Here is a 23,910-nt window from a genome sequence, read left to right as displayed (position 1 = left end):
TTGTAGCGTTTTTTTGTATGTTTGTTAGATCAAGCAATTATTAAACTATTATATTTTCAGGTTACAATATGGATTTTGAAGACTTTATCATTTCACCAAGAAATTTTAAAACAGAAAGCTGGCAGATCGGAAACCGGATTACAAAAGATATAAAAGAAGACAGTATTGTTCTTTTATTTGTGTCAGATTATAGAGGAGCAGGTGGCGATGCAGAAGTACAGGATTTTACAGCAGTCAGAAAAGAATTTTACAAACTTGCACAGTTGGATTTTGAAATTCCGATTGTGGATCTTGGTGATCTGGTCTCGGGAAAGTCTGTTCAGGATACCCATTATATTTTACAGGAAGTTTTATCGGCTTGTCATTACAAAAGAGCACTTCCGGTGATTATCGGAGGATCTAATGACTTTGCTTTTTCACTGTTCTCAGCATTGAATTTCCATCAGAAAAGTATCAATTATACTCAGATCAGTAATATAATTTCACTTAAACAGGGAGAAGAAATAAATGAATATACTTTTTTAGGTAAAATTTTCGGAGCTAAGAATTTTTCCATTAAAAACTATCATCATCTAGGATATCAGAAGCATTTGAACGAAATGGATTCTGTACGATTGATTAAAGAAGTGGAGTTTGACATCATCCGTTTAGCAGAAATGATGAATTCTACTGAAAAAACAGAACCTTTCTTCAGAAAAGCAGATCTGGCGACAGTAAATTGTGATGCTATTGAGAGTTTTAGTGATCCTTTTTCTATGAATCCACAAGTAAATGGATTGAACAGAAGAGAAATTTGTGCTTACATGAAAGAAATCGGGTTGAGTGAAAACTTGAAAACGGTAGGGATTTTTAATTATAATATTTATTCGGACAATCAACTGAATCATCAACTGTTAGCACAAATGATATGGTATCTGATCGAAGGAATCAATATTCAGCAGTCTCATCCCAAAGAAAGACAATATGAATTGTTTTATGTTTTAATTGATGATACACAATTTGCATTTAAGCGTGATACTTTCAGTAATTTGTGGTATTTTGGCGACGATGAAAATATAGAAAACTGTATTCCCTGCTCAAGAAAGGATTTTGATGATGCTAAAAAAGGCTGGTTGAATGCAAGACTGACGAAATTTTAATGTATGACCAACGTTCCCTCAAGAATTTCCATTATTGTTCCTGTTTATAATGTCGAAAATTATTTGGCAAAATGTCTCGACTCTCTGGTGAATCAGACCCATCAGAATATCGAGATTCTTGTTGTAGATGATGGAAGTAAAGATAATTCCGTAGAGATCATTAAAGAGTATGAAGGAAAATATCCTGACAAAATAAAAACCTTTACCAAGGAAAATGGCGGATTAAGTGATGCCAGAAACTTTGGTCTAGATAGAGTAACAGGAGATTACATAGGCTTTGTAGATAGCGATGATTATGTTACGGAAACGATGTTTGAAGAAATGCTTCACTTGGCTGAAAAGCATCAGACGAGAATAGTGATCTGTAATATTCAGAAAGTAGATGAAAATGGGCAGGTTACCCAAAAGCTGACACAAATTCCCAATATGGAGGAAAAGATAAGATTGGAAGATCATTTCTCAGTTTTTTCAGATATCAGTTATTTTGCCTGCAACAAATTGTTCAAAAAAGAACTTTTTAATCAGAAAAGATTTAAAAAAGGAGTTCATTTTGAAGATATTCAGTTAATTCCACAGTTATTGCTGGAGTGTGAAACCATCGCACAAACGCAGAACTTTCATTACCAATACCTTGAACGTACGGATTCTATCACTAAAACCCATTCGGAAAAAGGGCTTGATATTTTAAAGGCAGTGTTGGATGTGGAAAGTGCATTTAGTCAATCAAAATATGCTCATAAAAAAAAGGAACTGAAAAACTTCCAGATTTTTGAAGGAGTATATTCTTTTCTGGCATATCTGGCCTTTGTGAAAGACGAAAAAACTTTTTACAGCATGGCTGATAAACTATCTGTTTTTATAAGAGAAAGACAAATAAAAATTCAAGATATATTGAACTATAGTCGTTTTGGTACAAATTATCTTTTATCTTTGCCGATGAAAAAAAAGATTTTTTATCTATTATTTTTTGCCGGACAGAAAAAGTTGATAAGAAAATTGATATAAACACAAATGTAAGTACTATTGTTTCGGACGATAGAACATGATGAAAGCTATATGCGTCGTCAGTTTAATTAGAAAGATAATGTGTACTGGATAAGAAAAGAATGAAAAACTTTGAATTGTTCTTAAGCGGATCGGGAATACCTATTTTCTATGTAAAAATAGGATTAGGTTTCGTATTCTCCTTTTTAATTACCTTTTTTTCCATCCCTACTATTGTAAAGATCTCCAGAAGGAAGAATCTTATGGATGAACCTGGTGTCAGAAGTTCACATCTTAGAAAAATCCCAAATCTTGGGGGAATTGCCATCTTTTATTCCATTGGGATATGCGTTTCCATTTTCGCTTACGAGCTGTTTGACCTTTATAAATTCTTATTTGCTTCACTGGTTATCCTTCTGTATATTGGAGTAATGGATGATATTGTGGTCATGAGAGCCTATAAAAAGCTTGTGGCTCAGATCTTAGTATCCTCATTAATCGTCATTGGTTCAGATATTAGAATCAGAAGCCTCTTTGGAATATTTGGAGTCTTTGAACTAGGCTATTTTGTAAGTATTCTATTCAGTATTGTTACTTTTATTATTCTTATCAATGCTTTTAACCTGATTGATGGAATTGATGGTTTAGCAGGCGGATATTCTGTGATCTGTAGTGCATTATTTGGAATAAGCTATTACAGACTGGGGGAGTATAATTATCCATTGGTTGTTTTATCAGTAGTGATTATAGGAACTGTTTTGGCATTTTTATATTATAATCTGTCAAATTACAGAACCAACAAAGTATTTATGGGAGATACTGGGTCTATGCTTTTAGGCTTCCTGTTGGCTTTTACCTCCATTTGTTTTATAGATATTTTTATAGATAAAAATCTTGCAGATGTGCCAAGGTACCACCTGCAGTCTGCACCGGTAGTGGCTGTAGCAATTCTGATCTTACCGATTGTGGATACACTGAACGTAATCTTCGTAAGGCTTTATAACAAAAAGTCACCCTTTGATGCTGATAAAAACCATATTCATCACAAACTTCTAAAATTGAATCTCACCCATAGAAGATCCACATTCTATATTATTCTATATTATTTAATGATTGTAACAGTGGCATATTATCTGAGACATATCAATGTGAATCTGCTGTTGTTGGTTGTTGTTGTATTGGGCTTTATGGGAGCATATTTACCGGATTTGATATATCGATTAAGAAATAACAAAAATTAACAATTAAATATTACTTTTGTAAACAATATTCAAACATGATGAAGAACTTTAAGTATTTATTTTTATTATTACCTTTTTTACTTACCTCGTGCATCACAACAAAAGATGTAAGATACTTACAGCCGAGTGAAAGCCTTGTAATTAATGAAGAAGGTCTTGTTCCCTACAATATTCCTGTCTACAGGATTACCAAAAATGATATGCTTAACCTTAATATAGTGACTACTCCTAAAGGAGATGCAGCACAGTTTTACTCTGCTTATAATGTTTCAGGCGGAACAGGTGGCGGAAATGTAAACAACTCTGTTGCAGCAGGCGGAGGAGGAGGTGGTGTAGGGGCATCTGCCGGAGGGAATGTTAATTTCTATTTTAACGGTTTAAAAGTAGATATCAACGGAGATATTAATGTCTTCGGTATAGGCTACATTAAGGCAGAAGGAAGAACCCTTGATGATGTATCGAAGGAAATACAGGTTAAAGTAAATGAAAACTTCCAGGAAGGTAAATCTGAAGTAAGATTAAATACTGATGGAATTACCTATTACATACTTGGAGATGTAGAAACTACTGGCCTTTCCGGAGAAAAAGTAGCCCATAAAAATACTCTTACAATTACCGAAGCTTTGGCTATTAATGGGGGGCTGAACAGAACTATTGATAAAAAAGAAATAGTTATCCACAGAAAGCTTCCGGAAGGAATCAAAATTGCTAAAATAGACCTTACCCGTGAAGATCTGATGAACTCTCCTTACTATTATATACAGAACGGAGACGAAATTTATCTTAATACCAGAAGAAAAAGCTTGAACGGATTCGGTAAAGATCCTATTCAGACACTACTTACTGGGGTAACAGCAATTACAACGGCATTAACTCTATATACAATCCTACAAAGACTTTAATCTCATGATTCCAGGAAAAGATACTAACGTAGGAAAAAGCGAAGCTCCCAAAGAAAAGTCCGGAACTTTTGCATTGTTTGATATTGAGCATTTTTTAAGAAGGTTACTCAAAAACTGGTATTGGTTTGCTTTTATGTTCCTTATTGGTTATGCCATCTCTTGGGCATACAGTAAATACTATGCTCAGAATGTTTATGCTTCAGATTTATCCCTGAGTATTTCCAATAATACCTCAAGTTATTTTAGCCCGAACCAATCTATTAATTTCATTTGGGGGCAAGGAGGAAATCAGGATGGTGTTTATCTAAAGAAAATGCTTTTATCAAGATCTCATAATGAATATTTGGTTAAAGAATTGAATCTTTTTGTAAATTATTCTACTAAGGGACTCATAAAATCTACCTATTTAGATAAAGACGATTCACCTGTTTTTCTTGAAATCGATAAAAAGCATCTTCAGCAGGTAAATTATCCAATTACAATAAAACCAAAAGGAAATGGCACCTATGAAGTAGTATTGCCGGAAGAAGGGCATTCTACAAGTTTGTACAGTTATGAAATAGAAGGTTTTCAAAATATTAATGCCTATAACAGACCCGCAAATAAAGTTATTAGAGTAAATGAATGGTATAATTCTCCAAATTTGAGATTTAAGCTGGTTCAAAATCCAGTTACTCCTGGCATTAAGCTGGATAATATTATTGTTAATTTAACGACAATAAATCAGAGTGTTAATGATATTGTTTCTACTATTGCTGTAAATTTCGATAGGGAAATCAGTACCATCATGATCATTAGTAAAAGAGGATATAATCTTAACAGTACGGTAAATTTCCTGAATAAATCAGTTGCTGAGCTTCAGAAAAAAAGACTGGAAGATAAAAATACTGTTAATAAGAATACAACGGCTTATCTACAGGGAAGCCTGGATGAGATCCGCAAAAGATTAGATTCTGCTGCCACTGCTCTGAACTATCTGAAAACTTCAGAAAAGCTTTATAATATTAAAGATAGAGATGAAAAGTCGCTTGAAACAATAAAAGACCTTGAAGCCAAAAAAGCGGATATTGTAAGCAAAATTGCATCTCTGAATAATATTAGAAATACACTTCAGTCACAGAATTTTGATAAAATGATTACTACCAATGCGGCCGGTTTTGAAGATGGAATGTTTTCTGCTTCTGTGAGTGAGCTTAAGGCTCTGTATACAAAAAGATCAGAATTAGCTACTATCTATAAACCCGCTTCTGAGCCTATGAAGGAAATAAACAGAATGATTAATGATGCTAAAACCAGCTCTTTTAACAGTCTGAAGAATTACTATACCAAATACTATGATGAGATCAATAAACTTGATCAAAAGGTTGCAGATGCTAATTCCGATTTACAGTCTTATCCGGAAAAAGAAAGAAAATATCTGGACGCAGAAAGAGGTTATAATATGATTGAAGCTACTTACAGTAGTCTTTTAAACAGACAAAATGAATCTCGTTTAAATGTAGCAACCAATCAGTCTGATATTAGCGTAATTGACCCTGCAAAAAATCTTGGACAAGGGCCTATAAGCCCTAATATAAAAATGGCAAAAGCAGGAATAATCGCTTTAATGTTATTAATCCCACTCTTGTTTATTCTAATAGGTGAATTGCTGGATAGTAAGATCAGAAATATCAAAGAACTATTAGGCGTAACAAAAATTCCGCTTATTGGTGTTATTGGAAATAATAACAGTGAACAGATGCTTACTGTTTTGGAACAGCCAAAATCATCTGTTTCAGAGGCATTTAGAGGAATTAGAGCCAATATGAGATTTCTGATGAATAATGAAGATGAAAAAGGTAAGGTAATCTTGGTAACATCTTCCGTTGGAGGAGAAGGAAAAACTTATGTTTCCATTAACCTGGCTTCTGTATTGGGGTTAAGTGACAAAAAAACTATTCTTTTAGGAATGGATCTTAGAAAGCCAAAAATCTTTGGTGATTTTAAGATTGATAATAAATATGGTATTTCAAACTATCTGACAGGAGAAGTGGGCATTGATCAGATTATTAATAACACCAAGATCCCAAATCTGGATGTCGCCACTTCAGGACCTATCCCTCCGAATCCTTCAGAATTGCTGATGAGCCAGAGGAATGTTAATTTTATAAAGGAGTTGAAGGAGATATATGATTTCATTATTATAGACTCTCCGCCGGTAGGTTTGGTAGCAGATTCTTATGAAATTATGAAATATTCTGATGCCAATATTTATGTGGTGCGTCACGAGTACACAGAGAAATATATGATGAAGCTCATTACCGAAAAGTATCAGAATAATGAAATTAAACATTTAGGACTTATTTATAATGATTATAATACGAAGCAGGGATACGGGTATGGTTACGGATATGGCTACGGTTATGGATATGGATATTTTGATGAAGATAAAAATTATAAAGAACCGTTATTAATTAGGATACGGAATAAGATGCAGACAATGTTTAATAAAAAATAGAGCCTTAAACCCTCATTCAATGGGGGTTTTTTCATACTTTGTGTATTTTGATTCTATGAAAAAAAGAATATTTTTGCCACTTTGCCGTTTACTTTATAACAAATTATGTTTTTTTGTTTATTTTTAACTAAACATTAAGATTATCATTAATATAAAAATGTTTTATATTTGCAAAAATTAAATTTTAAAATAACCATAAATCCATATTCTTTTATGAATAAAAAATTATTGTTTAGCTTCCTTGCCTTCCTTGGAGTGGTAAGTGTTAAAGCACAAAGAAACGAATTGGGGGTTCGTCTAGGTATGAGTAACCTAGTGGGTGATGTAGGGAGTACAAGTTATATTTTACAAAAGCCGTTGGATTTAAATAGAATGTCGGATTGGGGGATCCCGTTTTATGGTGGAATTTTATACAGATTTAATTTTAACCCGCACCAAACTGTTAGATTGGATTTAGGATATAACCAGATTCAGTTTAGCGATAAAGCTGCGAAAGAAGAATATAGAAGAAATAGAAATGCATACGGGAAAAATAACGTATACGAAGCAAGTTTAATGTTTGAATATAATTTTTTCCCAGTTAATAATGAACAGGTAAGTATGGTAAGCCCATATATTTTTGGAGGTATTGGTGCCTTGATGTTTGATGCACCTAAAGCTAATCTAGCCCATGATTTCAGAAGAGATCCGGACGGTGTAGCTCTTGCTCCCATTAATGAAATGGACTTTAAAACAACTACCGAATACTCATTAGGAAAAAAAGTTACCATGCATATCCCTTTTGGAGTAGGGTTAAAGTATAAATTTAACCATACTTGGGCTATATTTGCAGAAGCAACATTTAGATATACTTTGACAGATCAGCTTGATCACAGTAAAATTCTTTCTGAGGATGTAAAAAATTCCTTTAATGCCGATATCCTAAATCCGGCTACAGGAGGCTCTTTATTACAGTCTGGAAACTATTATGCTGTTGCTAAGGAAAGAGAAGAAGAGTTTATTAAAAAGAGAAATATTGGAGATGATAAATCCAAAGACTGGTTAAATACATTCAGTTTAGGATTAACGTTTTCGTTTGGAAGACCTCCATGTTATTGTGATTAATTAATATGTCGTTGATTAAAGATAAAATAAATTCTGAGAATTTACCAAAACACGTAGCCATCATTATGGATGGTAATGGGAGATGGGCTAAATCTCGTGGCGAAGAAAGAACCTTCGGTCACAAAAATGCCATTAATGCTGTAAGAAATGCTATTAATGCATGTAATGAGATCAATATCCCTTATTTAACACTGTATACATTTTCTTCAGAAAATTGGAATCGTCCTTTTGAAGAAGTAAATACCCTCATGAGCTTACTTGTGGAAACCTTACTGTTAGAAGCAGAGGAGATCTTCAGTAAAGGACTGAGAATGCATGTGATAGGAGATCTTGAAAAACTGCCTGCTTTAGTAAGAGAACAACTGCAGCGTGTGGTAGAACTTACAAAAGAAAACACAAAAGGAAATCTTGTACTGGCAATCAGCTATGGCTCACAAAACGAAATACTGGAAGCCGTTAAAAATATCAGTTCAGATGTAAAAGAAGGAAAGATAGATGTAGAGGATATAGATGAAAAACTATTAGAAAACTATCTCTATACCAAAGACTTTCCTCCTGTAGATCTATTGATAAGAACTAGCGGCGAAATAAGAATAAGCAACTTCCTCCTTTGGCAGATTGCTTATGCTGAATTACAGTTTTTAAATGTTCTATGGCCGGATTTTACCAAAGATATTTTCTTTCAATGTATTTTGGATTATCAAAACAAAGAAAGAAGATACGGTTTAACCGGAGATCAGATACAAGGCCAATAATTTTAAAGAAAAGAAAGACTCGATAAAATGAAGTTTAGACTATTACCCATCATTATGTTTGCTGCTTCTGCACATTTTTATGGACAAGTAACTCCACAGGACAGCACAAAAGTAAACAATGCTGTGCATGCAGACAATGAGGTAGGTACTTATACGCTTAAAGACATTGTTGTAGATGGGGTAAAAAAATATACACCAGCTCAGATCCTCAGATTTACTGGCCTATCCAAAGGAGAAAGCGTAGATATTCCGGGACAGAAAATCAGCAATGCTGTTAAAAAGCTTTGGGATACCCAATCTTTCTCTGAAGTAGAAGTATACGTTCAAAGTATTGAAGGACAGACTGTAATTCTTAAATTCTATCTTCAGGATCTGAAGGAACTTGGAGAAGTAAAATTCAAGGGTAAAGGAATTGGAAAATCAAAAAGTGAAAAACTGGCTAAAGACAACAACCTGAAGCCGGGTACAAAGATTACCCAAAACTTAGTATCAAGTCTTAAGACAACTATTCCTAAAGACTATATCAAAAAAGGTTTTGCTGATGCCAAAATTACAATCGAGGATAAAGTAAATGCCGGAGATCCTGCTTTGGTAGACTGGACGATTAATGTAGAGAAAGGTAAAAGAGTTAAGATCGACCATATTGAGTTTGAAGGGAATCCAAGTGTAAGTGATAGAAAACTTAGAAACAAAGCCTTTAAAGAAACAAAACAGAAACGTTTCAGTATTGGTGGTATTTTGAAATCTTCAAAATTCATTGAAGATAAATATCAGGAAGACAAACAAAATCTGATTAACTATTATAACTCCCTAGGGTATAGAGACGCAAAAGTTGTTTCAGACTCTGTATGGAGAAATAAGAAAAACAACTATGAAATCAATGTAAAACTTAACGAAGGTAAAAAGTATTATATCGGTGACATTACGTTCACAGGTAACACTGTTTACGCTACAGAATATTTACAGAGATTATTAGGATATAAGAAAGGAGATATCTATGATGCAGTAGGATTCAACAAAAAGGTTGGTGAAGACGGAGGTAAAGAAGATGATTCCGATATTAAGTCCGTTTACATGAATAACGGATACCTTTTCTCCAATGTGACACCGGTTGAAAAATCAGTGAACGGTGATGCTGTAAACCTTGAGATCAGAATTAACGAAGGAGAACAAGCTACTTGGAATAAAGTAACATGGCAAGGGAACACAACAACCCATGACCACGTAATCCTTAGAGCATTAAGAACAAAACCGGGAGAATTATTTAAAAAGACTGAAATCAAGAGAACCTATTTTGATTTGGCAGGGATGTCATTCTTTGATCCACAACAGATAGGACAGGATATTCAACCTAATCAGGTAGACAACACTGTTGATGTTAACTGGAAACTTGTAGAAAAAGGATCTTCTCAGGTTCAGCTCCAGGCAGGTTATGGGGGTAATAGCTTTATTGGTACCTTAGGATTGACGTTTAACAACTTCTCATTGAGAAACTTCCTTAAGTTCAAAGACTTTAAGCCAGTACCACAAGGGGATGGGCAGACTTTCTCCATTCAGGTGCAGGCAGGTCAGTACTTCCAGAATTATGGAGTATCATTTGTAGAACCTTGGTTATTCGGAACAAGACCAACAGCTCTTTCCGTGAGTTTAAATAACTCAAGAGTAAGATATAGTGATAGCATGGGAGGTTCTCAGAAATTGAATATATTCTCTGCATCAGTAGGTCTGAACAGATTATTGAACTGGCCAGATGACTATTTCTCTCTATATACAGGATTACAGTTTCAGAAGTATGACTTTAATAACTATCCATTCCAGTTTGGTGAGACTACAGAGTATAATGGATCTGCAAATAACTTTAGTGTCAACTTAGGATTAAGCAGAAACTCTGCCGGGATAGATCCTATCTTCCCGACAACGGGTTCTAATATTGAGCTTTCGGCTAAACTAACACCTCCATATTCATTGTTCAGTAATAAAGATTACGATACAATGAAGCCTGTTGATAAGTACAAGTGGATGGAATTCTACAAAATCAAGTTTAAAGCAGACGTTTATAACGAAATTGCCGGTAAACTGGTCTTGAGATCTTCTGCTGAAATGGGATTCATGGACGGATATAACAAAAATCTTGGAGCACCACCATTTGAAAGATTCTATGTGGGAGGTACCGGATTATTTGGTGGTAGATATGACGGTAGAGAATTGATTCCTTTAAGAGGATATGATAATGCAAGTACTTACGGTGGTGAAGCTGCCGATATTACTCAAAGAGGTGGGGGAACAATCTATAACAGATTTACTTTAGAATTAAGATACCCGATTTCAATGAACCAAACTGCTAAAATTTATGCATTAACATTTGCTGAAGGTGGTAACGTTTGGAATTCATGGGGTAATTATAACCCATTCCAGCTGAAGAGATCAGTAGGGGTAGGTGTTAGAGTTTATATGGGAGCGTTCGGACTGATCGGGTTCGACTTTGCTTATGGATTTGATAAGACAATGTCAGGAACTCCATCAGGATGGCAAAATCACTTCTTGATGAACCAATCATTATAATTATACATATGAAGAACTTTAAAATAACCATCACTTTTGTATTACTCTTAATTTTCGGGTTTGGAAATGCCCAAAAAATTGGAGTAGTAGATACGAATGAAATTTTAAATAAATTACCTCAGTATAAAGAAGCCGAAGCGAGATTAAACTCTCAGATTGATACCTGGCAGTCTGAACTTCAGAATATGCAGTCCGAGTATGAAAGAAAAAAAGCGGCCTTTGAAAGTGAAAAAGTGTTATTGATAGGTGACCAACTGAAACTGAGAGAAAAAGAAGTGGTAGATCTTGATAAGAATATCAAAACCACTACCAGCTTACGTTTCGGAGCCAATGGTGAAATAACAAAACTGAGAACAAATCTCGTTTTACCATTCCAGGATCAGATCTGGGAAGCTATCAAAACAATGTCCGAAAAAAATGGATTGGGCATAGTTCTTGATAAAAGCAATAACATTAGTGTTATATTTCTTCAGGGAAAATATGACTATACGGAAAAAGTATTAGCTGTTTTACTGAAAGGAGATAAAAAAGAGAAAACTACAAGTAAAAGTAAAAAGTAAAATTGTAAACTAACTTTTACGTAAATTTGAAATCTAAAAACAAATTAAATTATTTATTTACCAATTATGAAAAAATTAAGTGTATTATTTGCAGCAGTAATGATGTTTGTTTCTGTAGGTATGGCAAAAGCTCAAAAAATGGCTACTTTAGATGTATTGGGAGTTCTTAATGCAATGCCTGAGAAGAAAAAAGCAGATGCTGACCTTAAAACATTCTACGATACTAAACAAGCTGAGATCAAGAAGAAATATGATGCTGGGCAAGCTAAACTAAAGCAATATAGCGAAGAAGCTCCTAAGAAAACTGCAGACGAAAACAAAGCTAGAGAAGCTGAACTACAAAAAATTCAGGAAGAAATAGCTCAAATGCAGGATAAAGCTCAAAAAGATCTTCAAGCTAAGCAAGAAGTAGCTTTCGGACCAATTGAGAAAAAATTGAACGATGCAGTTGATAAAGTTGCTAAAGCTAACGGGTACGAGTATGTAATGGATGCAAATTCACCTGCATTCCTTTATAAAGCAGGTGCTGATGCTACTGCAGCTGTAAAGAAAGAATTAGGAATTCAATAATTTCGGCAAATTAACAAAGATTTATAAGACAAACCACCTCCAAAAGAGGTGGTTTGTTTATTTTTGCGGAATGGAAAAAGAAGTATCAACTATAGTAAAAGTGAGGTTTAGCGATTGTGATCCAATCGGTCATTTGAATAATGTAAAATATCTAGATTATATGTTCAATGCCAGAGAAGATCACGTGGAAACATTTTACGGATTTACTTATGAAGAATATACCAAACAGACAGGCTGTACCTGGATTGCCATCCAGAATGAAATAGCTTATATGAAAGAAGTAAGATATAATACGCAAGTCGTTATCAGCAGTAAAACTATCGATGTACAGGACAGAACAGCCAAAGTTGAAATCTTAATGAAAAGCTTAGACGAGAAAACAGTTCATGCTGTACTTTGGGTTACCGTTATTTATTTCAATATGAAGACAAGAAAATCAGAAGTACATCCAGAAGATATAAAAGAAACATTTAATAAGTTTTATGTAGATCTGATACAAAAGGATTTCCAGTCAAGAGTTAAATTTTTAAGATCCCAAAATGCAAAAAACTCTTAATAGATAGTCCTATTGAGAACTTTTTTATAATTTAAATTGATAATATATGAAAAAAATAGCAGTAGTAGGCAGCAATGGCCAGTTAGGAAACTGTATCAGAAAAATTGCTCCCGATTTTGAAAATAAGTATGAGTTTCTTTTTACAGATTCCACAATCCTGGATGTTACCAATGAAGAACAGATTAACGACTTTTTCTATGATAACAAACCAGATTACTGTATCAATGCTTCCGCATATACAGCGGTAGATTTAGCAGAGAAAGAAAAAGAAAAAGCATTTGCTGTAAATGCAGATGGAGTTGCCAATCTTGCTAAGGCTTGTATAGAGTATAAAACCATCCTTATTCATGTTTCTACTGACTATGTGTTTGATGGAGATACCAATTTGCCTTATTCAGAAGACGATTTTACCAATCCGGTAGGAGTGTATGGAGAATCAAAGAGAAGAGGAGAGGAGCTGGCATTGGAACTTAATCCGAAAACCATTATCCTTAGAACTTCCTGGCTGTATTCCGAATTTAATAAAAACTTTGTGAAGACGATGTTGAACTTGTTCTCACAGAAAACAGAGTTAGGGATTGTTGCAGATCAGTTTGGGCAGCCAACCAATGCTAATGATCTTGCGGCAGCCATTATGGAAATTATCGAAAATCCAAATAAAACCTTTGGAATTTTCCACTTTTCAAACTATCCGGAAACCACATGGTTTGATTTCGCTAAGAAAATTGCTGAATTTTCAAAATCTTCAATACAATTAAACGCGTTAACAACGGAACAGTATCCAACTCCTGCCAAAAGACCCGTAAGAAGTACTATGTCTCTGGATAAGATTGAAGAGATTTATAAAATTGAACCCAAACACTGGGAAAACAGTCTTGAAGAATGTGTTGACATCCTTACACAACAATAATAATATGAAAAATATAGCCATCATCTTTTCCGTAGTATGTGCTCAGCTTTGGAGTGCACAAAATGTTTATCTGAGCAAGGTGGAGAAAACCAATGACAATTCAGATAAGTTTCTCTATAAAAAAGATCAAGCAGAAACAAGTGCTATCTATTTAGGTGAAGCTGAAGTCCAGGGATTCTCAAAAGATGATGCAATGGTGTTCTCGTTAGTATACAAAAAAGCAAAGGAGATTGGAGCCAATACTTTTGTAATAAAACCTTTTGAAAATATTGACGGATCATCTCAGACTTTTAATGCTTCTAATTATAAGATCGCCTTATATTACACTCCAAAAGAAAAACTGAAAGTTCAGGAGGGGGCAATGTATATATTTGCTTCCTCAGAAAAAGATCAGAAGATCAATGTTAATAGGAAAGACTATATTGTTGCCCCAAGAACATTTTTAAAATTAAAAATTGTTCCGGGAGAAGTTTATACAATTTCTACCAAGAAACTTTTAGGTTCAACCGTGAAAGTTCAGCCAAAGACCAATGATGAGAACTTATATTTTCAGGTATCATCATTAAAAATTAAGCCGGATGCTTCAGGAGTTGGAGGTTTAAACCTTAAATCAGGAGATGTTATTGGTTTGGATAAATCATATGCAGAGTTTTTAAGTGCTATTTATACAGAAAAAACACCTTAAAAATAAATCCGGAAATCTTAATTTATCTTTTCTTTATATAAGAAGGCCGATTAACTAAATTTTGTTTAAAATTTTTCACTCATGCTATCAGAGTATTAGATTAAAATATGACGTGAATATGAAATTAAAGTTAATAAAGTTTGTTTTGCGTGTTAATAAGTTGTTATCTTTGCCCCACTGAAAAACGAAAGAGATTCAGTAAGCGCAGAAGAGCTTTTAGATAAGCATTAAACATTTATTCTACTTAATGAAACGAACGGAAAAAGCTTTTAAATTTTAGTAAATAAAATTTGCTGGTTAAAATAAAGTTAGTATCTTTGCAATCCCAATTAAGGGAGCGCAGGAGTAGAGAGATTGAGAGTTTAGGAAGAATTAAGGTTACTTAAAAAACTTTAAAATTTCTTTCAAAAACATTTGGTCAAATGAAAATAAATTTTTACTTTTGCACTCGCAAATATGGAGTACCACTGACAGAGAAGAGTGCTTCATTAAAAAGCGAAAGATATAAAGATCATTGACATACAATATAACAACCAAGTAAGGAAAAACTAAAGCGTTAAAACTTTGAGTGAGTCAGACAAACATACAATGGAGAGTTTGATCCTGGCTCAGGATGAACGCTAGCGGGAGGCCTAACACATGCAAGCCGAGCGGTAGAGTCTCTTCGGAGACTTGAGAGCGGCGCACGGGTGCGGAACACGTGTGCAACCTGCCTTTATCTGGGGGATAGCCTTTCGAAAGGGAGATTAATACCCCATAATATATCAGATGGCATCATTTGATATTGAAAACTCCGGTGGATAGAGATGGGCACGCGCAAGATTAGATAGTTGGTGAGGTAACGGCTCACCAAGTCTGCGATCTTTAGGGGGCCTGAGAGGGTGATCCCCCACACTGGTACTGAGACACGGACCAGACTCCTACGGGAGGCAGCAGTGAGGAATATTGGACAATGGGTGAGAGCCTGATCCAGCCATCCCGCGTGAAGGACGACGGCCCTATGGGTTGTAAACTTCTTTTGTATAGGGATAAACCTAGATACGTGTATCTAGCTGAAGGTACTATACGAATAAGCACCGGCTAACTCCGTGCCAGCAGCCGCGGTAATACGGAGGGTGCAAGCGTTATCCGGATTTATTGGGTTTAAAGGGTCCGTAGGCGGATCTGTAAGTCAGTGGTGAAATCTCACAGCTTAACTGTGAAACTGCCATTGATACTGCAGGTCTTGAGTGTTGTTGAAGTAGCTGGAATAAGTAGTGTAGCGGTGAAATGCATAGATATTACTTAGAACACCAATTGCGAAGGCAGGTTACTAAGCAACAACTGACGCTGATGGACGAAAGCGTGGGGAGCGAACAGGATTAGATACCCTGGTAGTCCACGCCGTAAACGATGCTAACTCGTTTTTGGTTTTTCGGAATCAGAGACTAAGCGAAAGTGATAAGTTAGCCACCTGGGGAGTACGTTCGCAAGAATGAAACTCAAAGGAATTGACGGGGGCCCGCACAAGCGGTGGATTATGTGGTTTAATTCGATGATACGCGAGGAACCTTACCAAGGCTTAAATGGGAAATGACAGGTTTAGAAATAGACTTTTCTTCGGACATTTTTCAAGGTGCTGCATGGTTGTCGTCAGCTCGTGCCGTGAGGTGTTAGGTTAAGTCCTGCAACGAGCGCAACCCCTGTCACTAGTTGCCATCATTAAGTTGGGGACTCTAGTGAGACTGCCTACGCAAGTAGAGAGGAAGGTGGGGATGACGTCAAATCATCACGGCCCTTACGCCTTGGGCCACACACGTAATACAATGGCCGGTACAGAGGGCAGCTACACAGCGATGTGATGCAAATCTCGAAAGCCGGTCTCAGTTCGGATTGGAGTCTGCAACTCGACTCTATGAAGCTGGAATCGCTAGTAATCGCGCATCAGCCATGGCGCGGTGAATACGTTCCCGGGCCTTGTACACACCGCCCGTCAAGCCATGGAAGTCTGGGGTACCTGAAGTCGGTGACCGTAACAGGAGCTGCCTAGGGTAAAACAGGTAACTAGGGCTAAGTCGTAACAAGGTAGCCGTACCGGAAGGTGCGGCTGGAACATCTCATTTTAGAGCGTCTTTTGACGATAAAAAAAACAGTACGCAAGTACAAAATACTTACTTAAAGTATAGCTTTAGTTTTTTGTTTGGTTGCTTATATTAAAAATACAACACCCACTAGAAATTAGTAAAGGGATAGAGAGATTTTAGATTATAAATTATAGATTTTAGATTTAAATAATCATTTAAAATTTTCAATTTAAAATTTAAAATTAATAATGAAGTCTCGTAGCTCAGCTGGTTAGAGCGCTACACTGATAATGTAGAGGTCGGCAGTTCGAGCCTGCCCGAGACTACTAATTATAGGGAATTATAGATTATGAATTATAGATTTTAGATTAAAAATAATTTAAAATTTATAATCTAAAATTTAAAATTTCTACTAGAGGGGGAATTAGCTCAGCTGGCTAGAGCGCCTGCCTTGCACGCAGGAGGTCAAGGGTTCGACTCCCTTATTCTCCACAGTTTTGGAATACTGATTTAAAAGTTACGGATGGAGCCAAAAACAACATCTGTTCATCAGTTGGACAAGAAGACATTAAGATCATTGACATTAACGGTAAAGACATCACAAAGAGATAACCGAGCACTTTCGAGTGCCGAGTTTATAAAAATATCGATAGACGAGAGTTTATCAAAAAAATACTGAACTAATATAATTATTAGGAAAGAAATCGTTAAGGGCGTATGGCGGATGCCTAGGCTTTCAGAGGCGACGAAGGACGTGGTAAGCTGCGAAAAGCTGCGGGGATTGGCACACACGAATTGATCCGCAGATGTCCGAATGGGGCAACCCGGCTGGTTGAAGACCAGTCACCTCTTAGGAGGAGCAAACCCGGAGAACTGAAACATCTAAGTACCCGGAGGAAAAGAAATCGAAGAGATTCCGTAAGTAGTGGCGAGCGAAAGCGGATTAGCCCAAAAGTCTTTATATATTTAGAAGAACGTTCTGGAAAGAACGGCCGTAGACGGTGATAGCCCGGTATTCGAAAGGTATATTAAGATGATAAATGAGTAGGGCGGGACACGTGAAATCCTGTCTGAATATGGGGGGACCATCCTCCAAGGCTAAATACTCCTGAAAGACCGATAGTGAACAAGTACTGTGAAGGAAAGGTGAAAAGCACTTCGAATAGAAGGGTGAAATAGAACCTGAAACCGTACGCCTACAAGCGGTCGGAGCCCACATGTTGGGTGACGGCGTGCCTTTTGCATAATGAGCCTACGAGTTAATTTTACTAGCGAGGTTAAGGTATTAAGTACCGGAGCCGGAGCGAAAGCGAGTCTGAATAGGGCGTATAGTTAGTAGGATTAGACGCGAAACCTTGTGATCTACCCATGGGCAGGTTGAAGCTCTGGTAACACAGAGTGGAGGACCGAACCGGTTGACGTTGAAAAGTCTTCGGATGACCTGTGGGTAGGGGTGAAAGGCCAATCAAACTGGGAGATAGCTCGTACTCTCCGAAATGCATTTAGGTGCAGCGTCGTATATAAGTTTATTAGAGGTAGAGCTACTGATTGGATGCGGGGGTTTCATCGCCTACCAATTCCTGACAAACTCCGAATGCTAATAAATGTTCTACGGCAGTGAGGGCATGGGTGCTAAGGTCCATGTCCGAGAGGGAAAGAACCCAGACCAACAGCTAAGGTCCCAAAATATATGTTAAGTTGAAGCAACGCGGTTGGACTGCATTGACAGCTAGGATGTTGGCTTGGAAGCAGCCATTCATTTAAAGAGTGCGTAACAGCTCACTAGTCGAGCGGTCCGGCATGGATAATAATCGGGCATAAACATATTACCGAAGCTATGGATTTGTACTTTATGTACATCTGGTAGGAGAGCATTCTATTTGCGCCGAAGCAGTACTGTGAGGTATTGTGGAGCGGATAGAAAAGAAAATGTAGGCATAAGTAACGATAAAGCGGGCGAGAAACCCGCTCACCGAAAGACTAAGGTTTCCTCAGCCATGCTAATCAGCTGAGGGTTAGTCGGGACCTAACGCGAACCCGAAAGGGGTAGTGGATGGACAATGGGTTAATATTCCCATACTTGCTCACACTAAAAAGGGGACGGAGTGCCGTACTTACTGGAGACTGACGGAATAGTCAAGGCCTAGCCTTCGGGCGAAGCTGCTGTAGGGAAAGTGCTTCCAAGAAAAGCCGAAGTGAAGCAACCCGTACCAAAACCGACACAGGTAGTCGAGGAGAGAATCCTAAGGTGCTAGAGTGAATCATGGTTAAGGAACTAGGCAAAATAGTCTCGTAACTTCGGGAGAAGAGACGCCATCAGCAATGGTGGCCGCAGTAAAGAGGCCCAGGCGACTGTTTATCAAAAACACAGGACTCTGCAAAATCGAAAGATGCAGTATAGGGTCTGACACCTGCCCGGTGCTGGAAGGTTAAGGAAGGTGCTTAGGGTTAAACCGAAGGCATTAACTGAAGCCCCAGTAAACGGCGGCCGTAACTATAACGGTCCTAAGGTAGCGAAATTCCTTGTCGGGTAAGTTCCGACCTGCACGAATGGTGTAACGATCTGGGCACTGTCTCAACCATGAGCTCTGTGAAATTGTAGTCTCGGTGAAGATGCCGAGTACCCGCAATGGGACGAAAAGACCCTGTGAACCTTTACTATAACTTCGTATTGACTTTGAGTAAGTAATGTGTAGGATAGGTGGGAGGCTTTGAAGCTTGCACGCTAGTGTAGGTGGAGCCAACGTTGAAATACCACCCTTTACTTACTTGGAGCCTAACTTCTTTTAGAAGGACATTGCGTGGTGGGTAGTTTGACTGGGGTGGTCGCCTCCAAAAGAGTAACGGAGGCTTTCAAAGGTACCCTCAGCACGCTTGGTAACCGTGCGTAGAGTGTAATGGCATAAGGGTGCTTGACTGTGAGACCAACAAGTCGATCAGGTGCGAAAGCAGGACATAGTGATCCGGTGGTTCCGTATGGAAGGGCCATCGCTCATAGGATAAAAGGTACTCCGGGGATAACAGGCTAGTCTCCCCCAAGAGCTCACATCGACGGGGAGGTTCGGCACCTCGATGTCGGCTCGTCACATCCTGGGGCTGGAGAAGGTCCCAAGGGTTGGGCTGTTCGCCCATTAAAGTGGCACGCGAGCTGGGTTCAGAACGTCGTGAGACAGTTCGGTCTCTATCTATTGCGGGCGTTAGATGTTTGAGAGGGCTTGATTCTAGTACGAGAGGACCGAATTGAACAAACCTCTGGTGTATCAGTTGTACCGCCAGGTGCACTGCTGAGTAGCTACGTTTGGAAGAGATAAGCACTGAAAGCATATAAGTGCGAAACTCGCCTCAAGATGAGACATCTTTTAAGGGTCGTGGGAGATGACCACGTTGATAGGCTATAGGTGTAAAGACAGTAATGTCATAGCCGAGTAGTACTAATTACCCGTAGATTTATAGCCTAATATGGCGCACGGAAGTGCAGCAAGGTTAGCTCTTTGTGAAAGTTTTTATCGCTTAAAACAGATGTCAGCTGTAAGACATTAGATAACAGACGAATACGTCTGAACTCTGATATCTATAGACTGATATCTTATATACAACCTTTAGGGTGGTTTTAGCGGTGGGGCTCACCTGTTCCCATTCCGAACACAGAAGTTAAGCCCACCAGCGCCGATGGTACTGCTAACGCGGGAGAGTAGGCCGCCGCCAGTTTTTATTTTATTTTTAAAAATCCTTTATCGAAAGATAAAGGATTTTTTTTGCGTTATACCCAACGAATAAAGCAGACCTAATCCACAACTCAAGGATACTCAATCCAACGACAACCCTAACCACTTATTCTTAAGTTTTGGCTAAAGTCACTGGATTATTCTTTTTTATTTGAACGGGCTCCCTTCGACTAAGCTCAGGACTACTGCCCGTCCCTATTGAATGCTTAATTTGTATAATACTAATGTAAGCTCATGATCTATTCTTGATATCAGCTTTTAAAATTTCTTTTTTTTAGATATATTCTTTGTATCATTACTTCTGATAAATTTATCGGTTTTGTTATCCTGTAAGGAGCTTTAGTAGCTATAAGGCTATGCAGTAAGCTTCCGTAAATGGCAGAATAAGATTACGAGTACCATTGTCTAGATTTCTATGGGACGACAAAGAGTGAGGATTACTGGCACATTAAAGGATCATACAATGATCTTCATGGTAAATTACTTATTATTATTAATGATCACAGGAGCTACATCCATTATCGATCAAAATAATCATTGAATTATTTTATTGTTTACAAGTTTTTTTGTATTCGAATATTTTCTATTTCTATTAAAATTTAATCTTTTTTTTCAAATATGAAAGTATAACTTCAATTATATCAATGATATTTTAGTATTTATTCTTATTTTTTATTAGTATACTATTAAATACTGTTAAAATATTATATTTGATTTCAAGAAATTAAATATAATTATGAATAGAACTATAGTTAAGGCGGGACTTCTTTCATCTTTAGTTTTTTGCTTTACTGGATTATCTGCACAGAAGACAGATTCTACTAAGATTGGAAAAATTGATGAAGTTGTTGTAACAGCTTACGGAGTTAAAAAAGAAAAGAAGAGTTTAGGATATTCTTTTCAGGATGTTAAAGGCCAAACATTAGTTGATGCAAAAGAAACGAATGTTACTAACGCCTTAGTTGGTAAAGTAGCGGGAATGCAGGTGATTAAAGGTGGTTTTGGCCCAGCATCATCATCAAGGATCAATTTACGAGGATTTAACTCTCTTACAGGAGATAGCCAACCTCTGATTGTAGTAGATGGAGTTCCATTGAATAATGGTACGGGGGTAAAAGCAAAACAAAATGATGGTTACTTTAATAATGATTTTTGGAATCCGGATTTGGATATGGGAAATGGTCTGAATGATATTAATGCAGAAGACATAGAAAGTATTTCTGTCCTCAAAGGAGGTGCAGCTTCTGCATTATATGGTTCCAGGGGGGGGAATGGTGTTATTCTGATTACAACAAAAACTGGAAAGAAAAAAGGGGGTATAGGAATCACTTATTCTACGAATTTAGGGTTTGAAACTATTTTTATGAAACCAGATATGCAGACTAGTTTTGGGTTGGGACAAAATGGTGTTGTGAATCCAGCCAATAGTGAGAATACGAGTTCATGGGGACCGGCATTGGAAGGGACTAATATGAAGCGATATGATAACCTGAGTAATTTCTTTAAAACAGGGATCAATTCTCAGCATACTTTGAACTTTCAGGAAAATCTTGGAGAAGGAACAAGTTTATACACATCATTTAACTATTTGAATGATAATAGTCAGATTCCGAATTCCAAATTTGAGAGGTTCAACTTCATGGCGAAAATGAATTCTATTTTTGGAAAAGAAAAAAGATGGACATCAGAAGTAAAAGCACAATATATTAGTAGTAAAGCAAATAATAGACCTGCTGGAGGAAGAGGTGATGGAAATTATTATTCTAATATTCTCTTGATGCCACAGGATATTGATATTCGTAATTATCGTGAAGGACAAACACAAAACAATATAAAATCGAATTGGATCAGCCCAAATGGTATCAACCCTTATTGGTCTGCATATAACAGCCTTAATGCTGATAAAAAAGATCGTGTACTATTAAATGGGTATCTTAAATATCAGTTTAATGACTGGTTGAGTGCTGACCTAAGACTTGGAACTGATTTTTATGCCTTAAATGCAGATGCAAGAGTATGGACAGGTTCATCACGAAGAAACTCTTATGCTACCAGCGAAGAAAAGTTTTATGAAAATAATTACATAGCAAACCTTACTGCTAAAAAAGATAATTTATTTGGAAAATGGGGTGGCTCTTTTTCATTGTATGGACAACTAATGGAGACAAGAACTAAAGCCCTTTATTTTAGTACTCAAAATTTAATTGTTCCTAATGTTTTTAGCGTAACGAATACAAGTGATCTTGCAGGTATTGCTAATAACGAACTTGATCTTTGGAAGAAAATTAATTCTGTTTTTGCTGCTTTGGAAATTAATTATGATGGATATTGGTTTATCAACGCTACATTCAGGAATGACTGGTCTTCAACTTTAAGTATAGAAAACAGATCTTACTCTTATCCTGCTATCAGCACCTCTTTGGTTTTAACAGAAATGCTGCATAAGTTGAATGGAACTACTTCTAAAGCATTAACTTTTGCGAAACTTAGAGCCGCTTATGCAGTCACTGGTAATGGATTAGGCCCTTACGAATTATATAACGTTTATAAGCTTGGTTCAGATCCTACGGGCCATGCTGTTTTAGGAAGAATAAAAACGTTATATGATGCCAGCTTGGTAGCTGAAAAATTAAAAACTTTTGAAGTAGGAGCAGATCTTAAATTTTTTAATAGGGTTTCTTTGGATGTAAGCTACTTTGTTAATACAGCGACAAAACAATTAATTAATTTACCTATGAACCCTCTTTCAGGGTATGAGTATAAGAAAATTAATGGAGGGAAAATTCAGAATAGTGGAATTGAAGTTGTTTTGAATACGGATATTTTAAAAAAAGAAAACTTTAGCTGGAATGTAAATGCTAATTTTTCACAATTAAAAAGTGAAGTAAAAGAGCTTTATGGTTCTATTTCGAAATATCCATTAGGAGGTTATGATAATGTTACATTTTTTGCAGAAGTAGGGAAACCTTTTGGAGCCATTTATGGAACAAAATTTTTAAGAGTGGAGGATCCTAATAATCCTAATTTTGGAAAATTAATTGTAGGAGCAAACGGATTACCTCAAGCCACTCCTGATCAATATTATTTAGGAGATCAAACCCCAAGAGCATTATTTGGCCTTACCAATAGTTTTAGTTATAAAAACATTGGTCTTTCTTTTCAGATTGATGGGCGTATTGGTGGGAAATTTTACTCGGCAACCCAATCAGCTTTACAAAAAGTAGGACTTGCAGAAGATACTGCTCCTGGAGGTAGAAGAGATAATTTTGTGCTTGATGCAGTAGTACAGCAACCTGGTGGCGGATATACATCCAATACAAAGGAAATCACGCAACAAGATTACTGGGCAGCAGTAACAACAGGGAACCTAGGTATTACAGAACAGAATATCTATGATGCTACAAACATCAGATTAAGAAATATTCAGGTATCTTATAGTTTCCCTAAAAGTTTATTTCAAAAATTTGCACTTCAAAGTGCTAAGGTTTCTTTCACAGCCAATAATGTATGGATGTTATATAGCAAAGCAAAAGGTATTGATCCTGAATCGGTATTCGCTATTAACTCTAATGCAGTAGGATTTGAAAACCTATCATTTCCTACCACAAGATCTTATTTATTCACTATTACATTAGGCTTTTAATATCAATAATAACA

14 protein-coding genes, 2 tRNA genes and 3 rRNA genes are annotated in these 23,910 nt (G+C 36.7%); all 19 read left to right on the top strand.

Going from position 1 to position 23,910, the window contains the following annotated elements; translation table 11 throughout:
- Positions 1-68 precede the first annotated feature (68 nt).
- The 19 genes from CHSO_RS23780 to CHSO_RS23690 all read left to right on the top strand — a co-directional run bounded on the left by CHSO_RS23780 (position 69) and on the right by CHSO_RS23690 (position 23,896).
- The gene (locus CHSO_RS23780; protein ID WP_045501271.1) at positions 69-1,139 is read left to right on the top strand and encodes a formimidoylglutamase; all 1,071 of its coding nucleotides are present in this window, start codon (positions 69-71) and stop codon (positions 1,137-1,139) included.
- A 3-nt stretch (positions 1,140-1,142) separates the two neighbouring features.
- Positions 1,143-2,144, top strand: a complete 1,002-nt coding sequence (locus CHSO_RS23775; protein ID WP_084221058.1) for a glycosyltransferase family 2 protein — start codon at positions 1,143-1,145, stop codon at positions 2,142-2,144.
- Positions 2,145-2,245: 101 nt separating this feature from the next.
- Positions 2,246-3,364 carry a glycosyltransferase family 4 protein gene (locus tag CHSO_RS23770; protein ID WP_045501270.1) on the top strand — a complete coding sequence of 373 codons (1,119 nt, stop codon included), beginning with the start codon at positions 2,246-2,248 and terminating at the stop codon, positions 3,362-3,364.
- Between the two features lie 38 nt (positions 3,365-3,402).
- Positions 3,403-4,266 (top strand): polysaccharide biosynthesis/export family protein, encoded by an 864-nt coding sequence (locus CHSO_RS23765; RefSeq protein ID WP_045501269.1) that lies wholly within the window; start codon positions 3,403-3,405, stop codon positions 4,264-4,266.
- Positions 4,267-4,270: 4 nt separating this feature from the next.
- On the top strand, positions 4,271-6,763 hold the full coding sequence (locus CHSO_RS23760; protein ID WP_045501268.1) for an exopolysaccharide transport family protein: 2,493 nt from the start codon (positions 4,271-4,273) through the stop codon (positions 6,761-6,763).
- A gap of 213 nt (positions 6,764-6,976) precedes the next feature.
- Entirely contained in the window at positions 6,977-7,867 is an 891-nt protein-coding gene (locus tag CHSO_RS23755; RefSeq protein ID WP_045501267.1) for a DUF6089 family protein, read from the top strand.
- A gap of 5 nt (positions 7,868-7,872) precedes the next feature.
- A complete protein-coding gene (locus CHSO_RS23750) occupies positions 7,873-8,622 on the top strand; it encodes an isoprenyl transferase (protein ID WP_045501266.1) in 750 nt (249 codons plus the stop codon).
- A 27-nt stretch (positions 8,623-8,649) separates the two neighbouring features.
- Positions 8,650-11,184 (top strand): outer membrane protein assembly factor BamA, encoded by a 2,535-nt coding sequence (gene bamA, locus CHSO_RS23745; RefSeq protein ID WP_045501265.1) that lies wholly within the window; start codon positions 8,650-8,652, stop codon positions 11,182-11,184.
- Between the two features lie 8 nt (positions 11,185-11,192).
- Positions 11,193-11,744: an OmpH family outer membrane protein gene (locus CHSO_RS23740; protein ID WP_045503308.1), complete on the top strand. Its 552-nt coding sequence runs from the start codon at positions 11,193-11,195 to the stop codon at positions 11,742-11,744.
- Positions 11,745-11,810: 66 nt separating this feature from the next.
- The gene (locus CHSO_RS23735) at positions 11,811-12,314 is read left to right on the top strand and encodes an OmpH family outer membrane protein (protein ID WP_045501264.1); all 504 of its coding nucleotides are present in this window, start codon (positions 11,811-11,813) and stop codon (positions 12,312-12,314) included.
- Positions 12,315-12,384: 70 nt separating this feature from the next.
- Positions 12,385-12,870, top strand: a complete 486-nt coding sequence (locus CHSO_RS23730) for an acyl-CoA thioesterase (protein ID WP_045501263.1) — start codon at positions 12,385-12,387, stop codon at positions 12,868-12,870.
- Positions 12,871-12,916: 46 nt separating this feature from the next.
- On the top strand, positions 12,917-13,780 hold the full coding sequence (gene rfbD, locus CHSO_RS23725) for a dTDP-4-dehydrorhamnose reductase (protein WP_045501262.1): 864 nt from the start codon (positions 12,917-12,919) through the stop codon (positions 13,778-13,780).
- Positions 13,781-13,784: 4 nt separating this feature from the next.
- Complete coding sequence (locus tag CHSO_RS23720) at positions 13,785-14,465, top strand: hypothetical protein (protein WP_045501261.1); 681 nt, start codon at positions 13,785-13,787, stop codon at positions 14,463-14,465.
- Between the two features lie 585 nt (positions 14,466-15,050).
- Positions 15,051-16,567 (top strand): 16S ribosomal RNA (locus CHSO_RS23715).
- 213 nt (positions 16,568-16,780) lie between these two features.
- Positions 16,781-16,854: transfer RNA gene (locus CHSO_RS23710), tRNA-Ile, on the top strand.
- A 92-nt stretch (positions 16,855-16,946) separates the two neighbouring features.
- Positions 16,947-17,020: transfer RNA gene (locus CHSO_RS23705), tRNA-Ala, on the top strand.
- 205 nt (positions 17,021-17,225) lie between these two features.
- A 23S ribosomal RNA gene (locus CHSO_RS23700) occupies positions 17,226-19,983 on the top strand.
- Between the two features lie 145 nt (positions 19,984-20,128).
- Positions 20,129-20,236 (top strand): 5S ribosomal RNA (rrf, locus tag CHSO_RS23695).
- The 16S, 23S and 5S rRNA genes sit together here with 2 tRNA genes alongside, the layout of an rRNA operon.
- Before the next feature lie 753 nt (positions 20,237-20,989).
- Positions 20,990-23,896: a SusC/RagA family TonB-linked outer membrane protein gene (locus tag CHSO_RS23690; RefSeq protein WP_045501260.1), complete on the top strand. Its 2,907-nt coding sequence runs from the start codon at positions 20,990-20,992 to the stop codon at positions 23,894-23,896.
- Positions 23,897-23,910 lie beyond the last annotated feature (14 nt).

Origin of the sequence: Chryseobacterium sp. StRB126 (assembly GCF_000829375.1) — a bacterium.
Lineage (GTDB): Bacteria > Bacteroidota > Bacteroidia > Flavobacteriales > Weeksellaceae > Chryseobacterium.
This window is presented reverse-complemented; position numbering and strand designations above follow the sequence as displayed.

What these genes read in the sequence shown, in the direction of transcription:
- CHSO_RS23780 (WP_045501271.1), top strand. Translation starts at nt 69, where the DNA reads ATGGATTTTGAAGACTTTATCATTTCACCAAGAAATTTTAAAACAGAA.
- CHSO_RS23775 (WP_084221058.1), top strand. Translation starts at nt 1,143, where the DNA reads ATGACCAACGTTCCCTCAAGAATTTCCATTATTGTTCCTGTTTATAAT.
- CHSO_RS23770 (WP_045501270.1), top strand. Translation starts at nt 2,246, where the DNA reads ATGAAAAACTTTGAATTGTTCTTAAGCGGATCGGGAATACCTATTTTC.
- CHSO_RS23765 (WP_045501269.1), top strand. Translation starts at nt 3,403, where the DNA reads ATGAAGAACTTTAAGTATTTATTTTTATTATTACCTTTTTTACTTACC.
- CHSO_RS23760 (WP_045501268.1), top strand. Translation starts at nt 4,271, where the DNA reads ATGATTCCAGGAAAAGATACTAACGTAGGAAAAAGCGAAGCTCCCAAA.
- CHSO_RS23755 (WP_045501267.1), top strand. Translation starts at nt 6,977, where the DNA reads ATGAATAAAAAATTATTGTTTAGCTTCCTTGCCTTCCTTGGAGTGGTA.
- CHSO_RS23750 (WP_045501266.1), top strand. Translation starts at nt 7,873, where the DNA reads ATGTCGTTGATTAAAGATAAAATAAATTCTGAGAATTTACCAAAACAC.
- bamA (WP_045501265.1), top strand. Translation starts at nt 8,650, where the DNA reads ATGAAGTTTAGACTATTACCCATCATTATGTTTGCTGCTTCTGCACAT.
- CHSO_RS23740 (WP_045503308.1), top strand. Translation starts at nt 11,193, where the DNA reads ATGAAGAACTTTAAAATAACCATCACTTTTGTATTACTCTTAATTTTC.
- CHSO_RS23735 (WP_045501264.1), top strand. Translation starts at nt 11,811, where the DNA reads ATGAAAAAATTAAGTGTATTATTTGCAGCAGTAATGATGTTTGTTTCT.
- CHSO_RS23730 (WP_045501263.1), top strand. Translation starts at nt 12,385, where the DNA reads ATGGAAAAAGAAGTATCAACTATAGTAAAAGTGAGGTTTAGCGATTGT.
- rfbD (WP_045501262.1), top strand. Translation starts at nt 12,917, where the DNA reads ATGAAAAAAATAGCAGTAGTAGGCAGCAATGGCCAGTTAGGAAACTGT.
- CHSO_RS23720 (WP_045501261.1), top strand. Translation starts at nt 13,785, where the DNA reads ATGAAAAATATAGCCATCATCTTTTCCGTAGTATGTGCTCAGCTTTGG.
- CHSO_RS23690 (WP_045501260.1), top strand. Translation starts at nt 20,990, where the DNA reads ATGAATAGAACTATAGTTAAGGCGGGACTTCTTTCATCTTTAGTTTTT.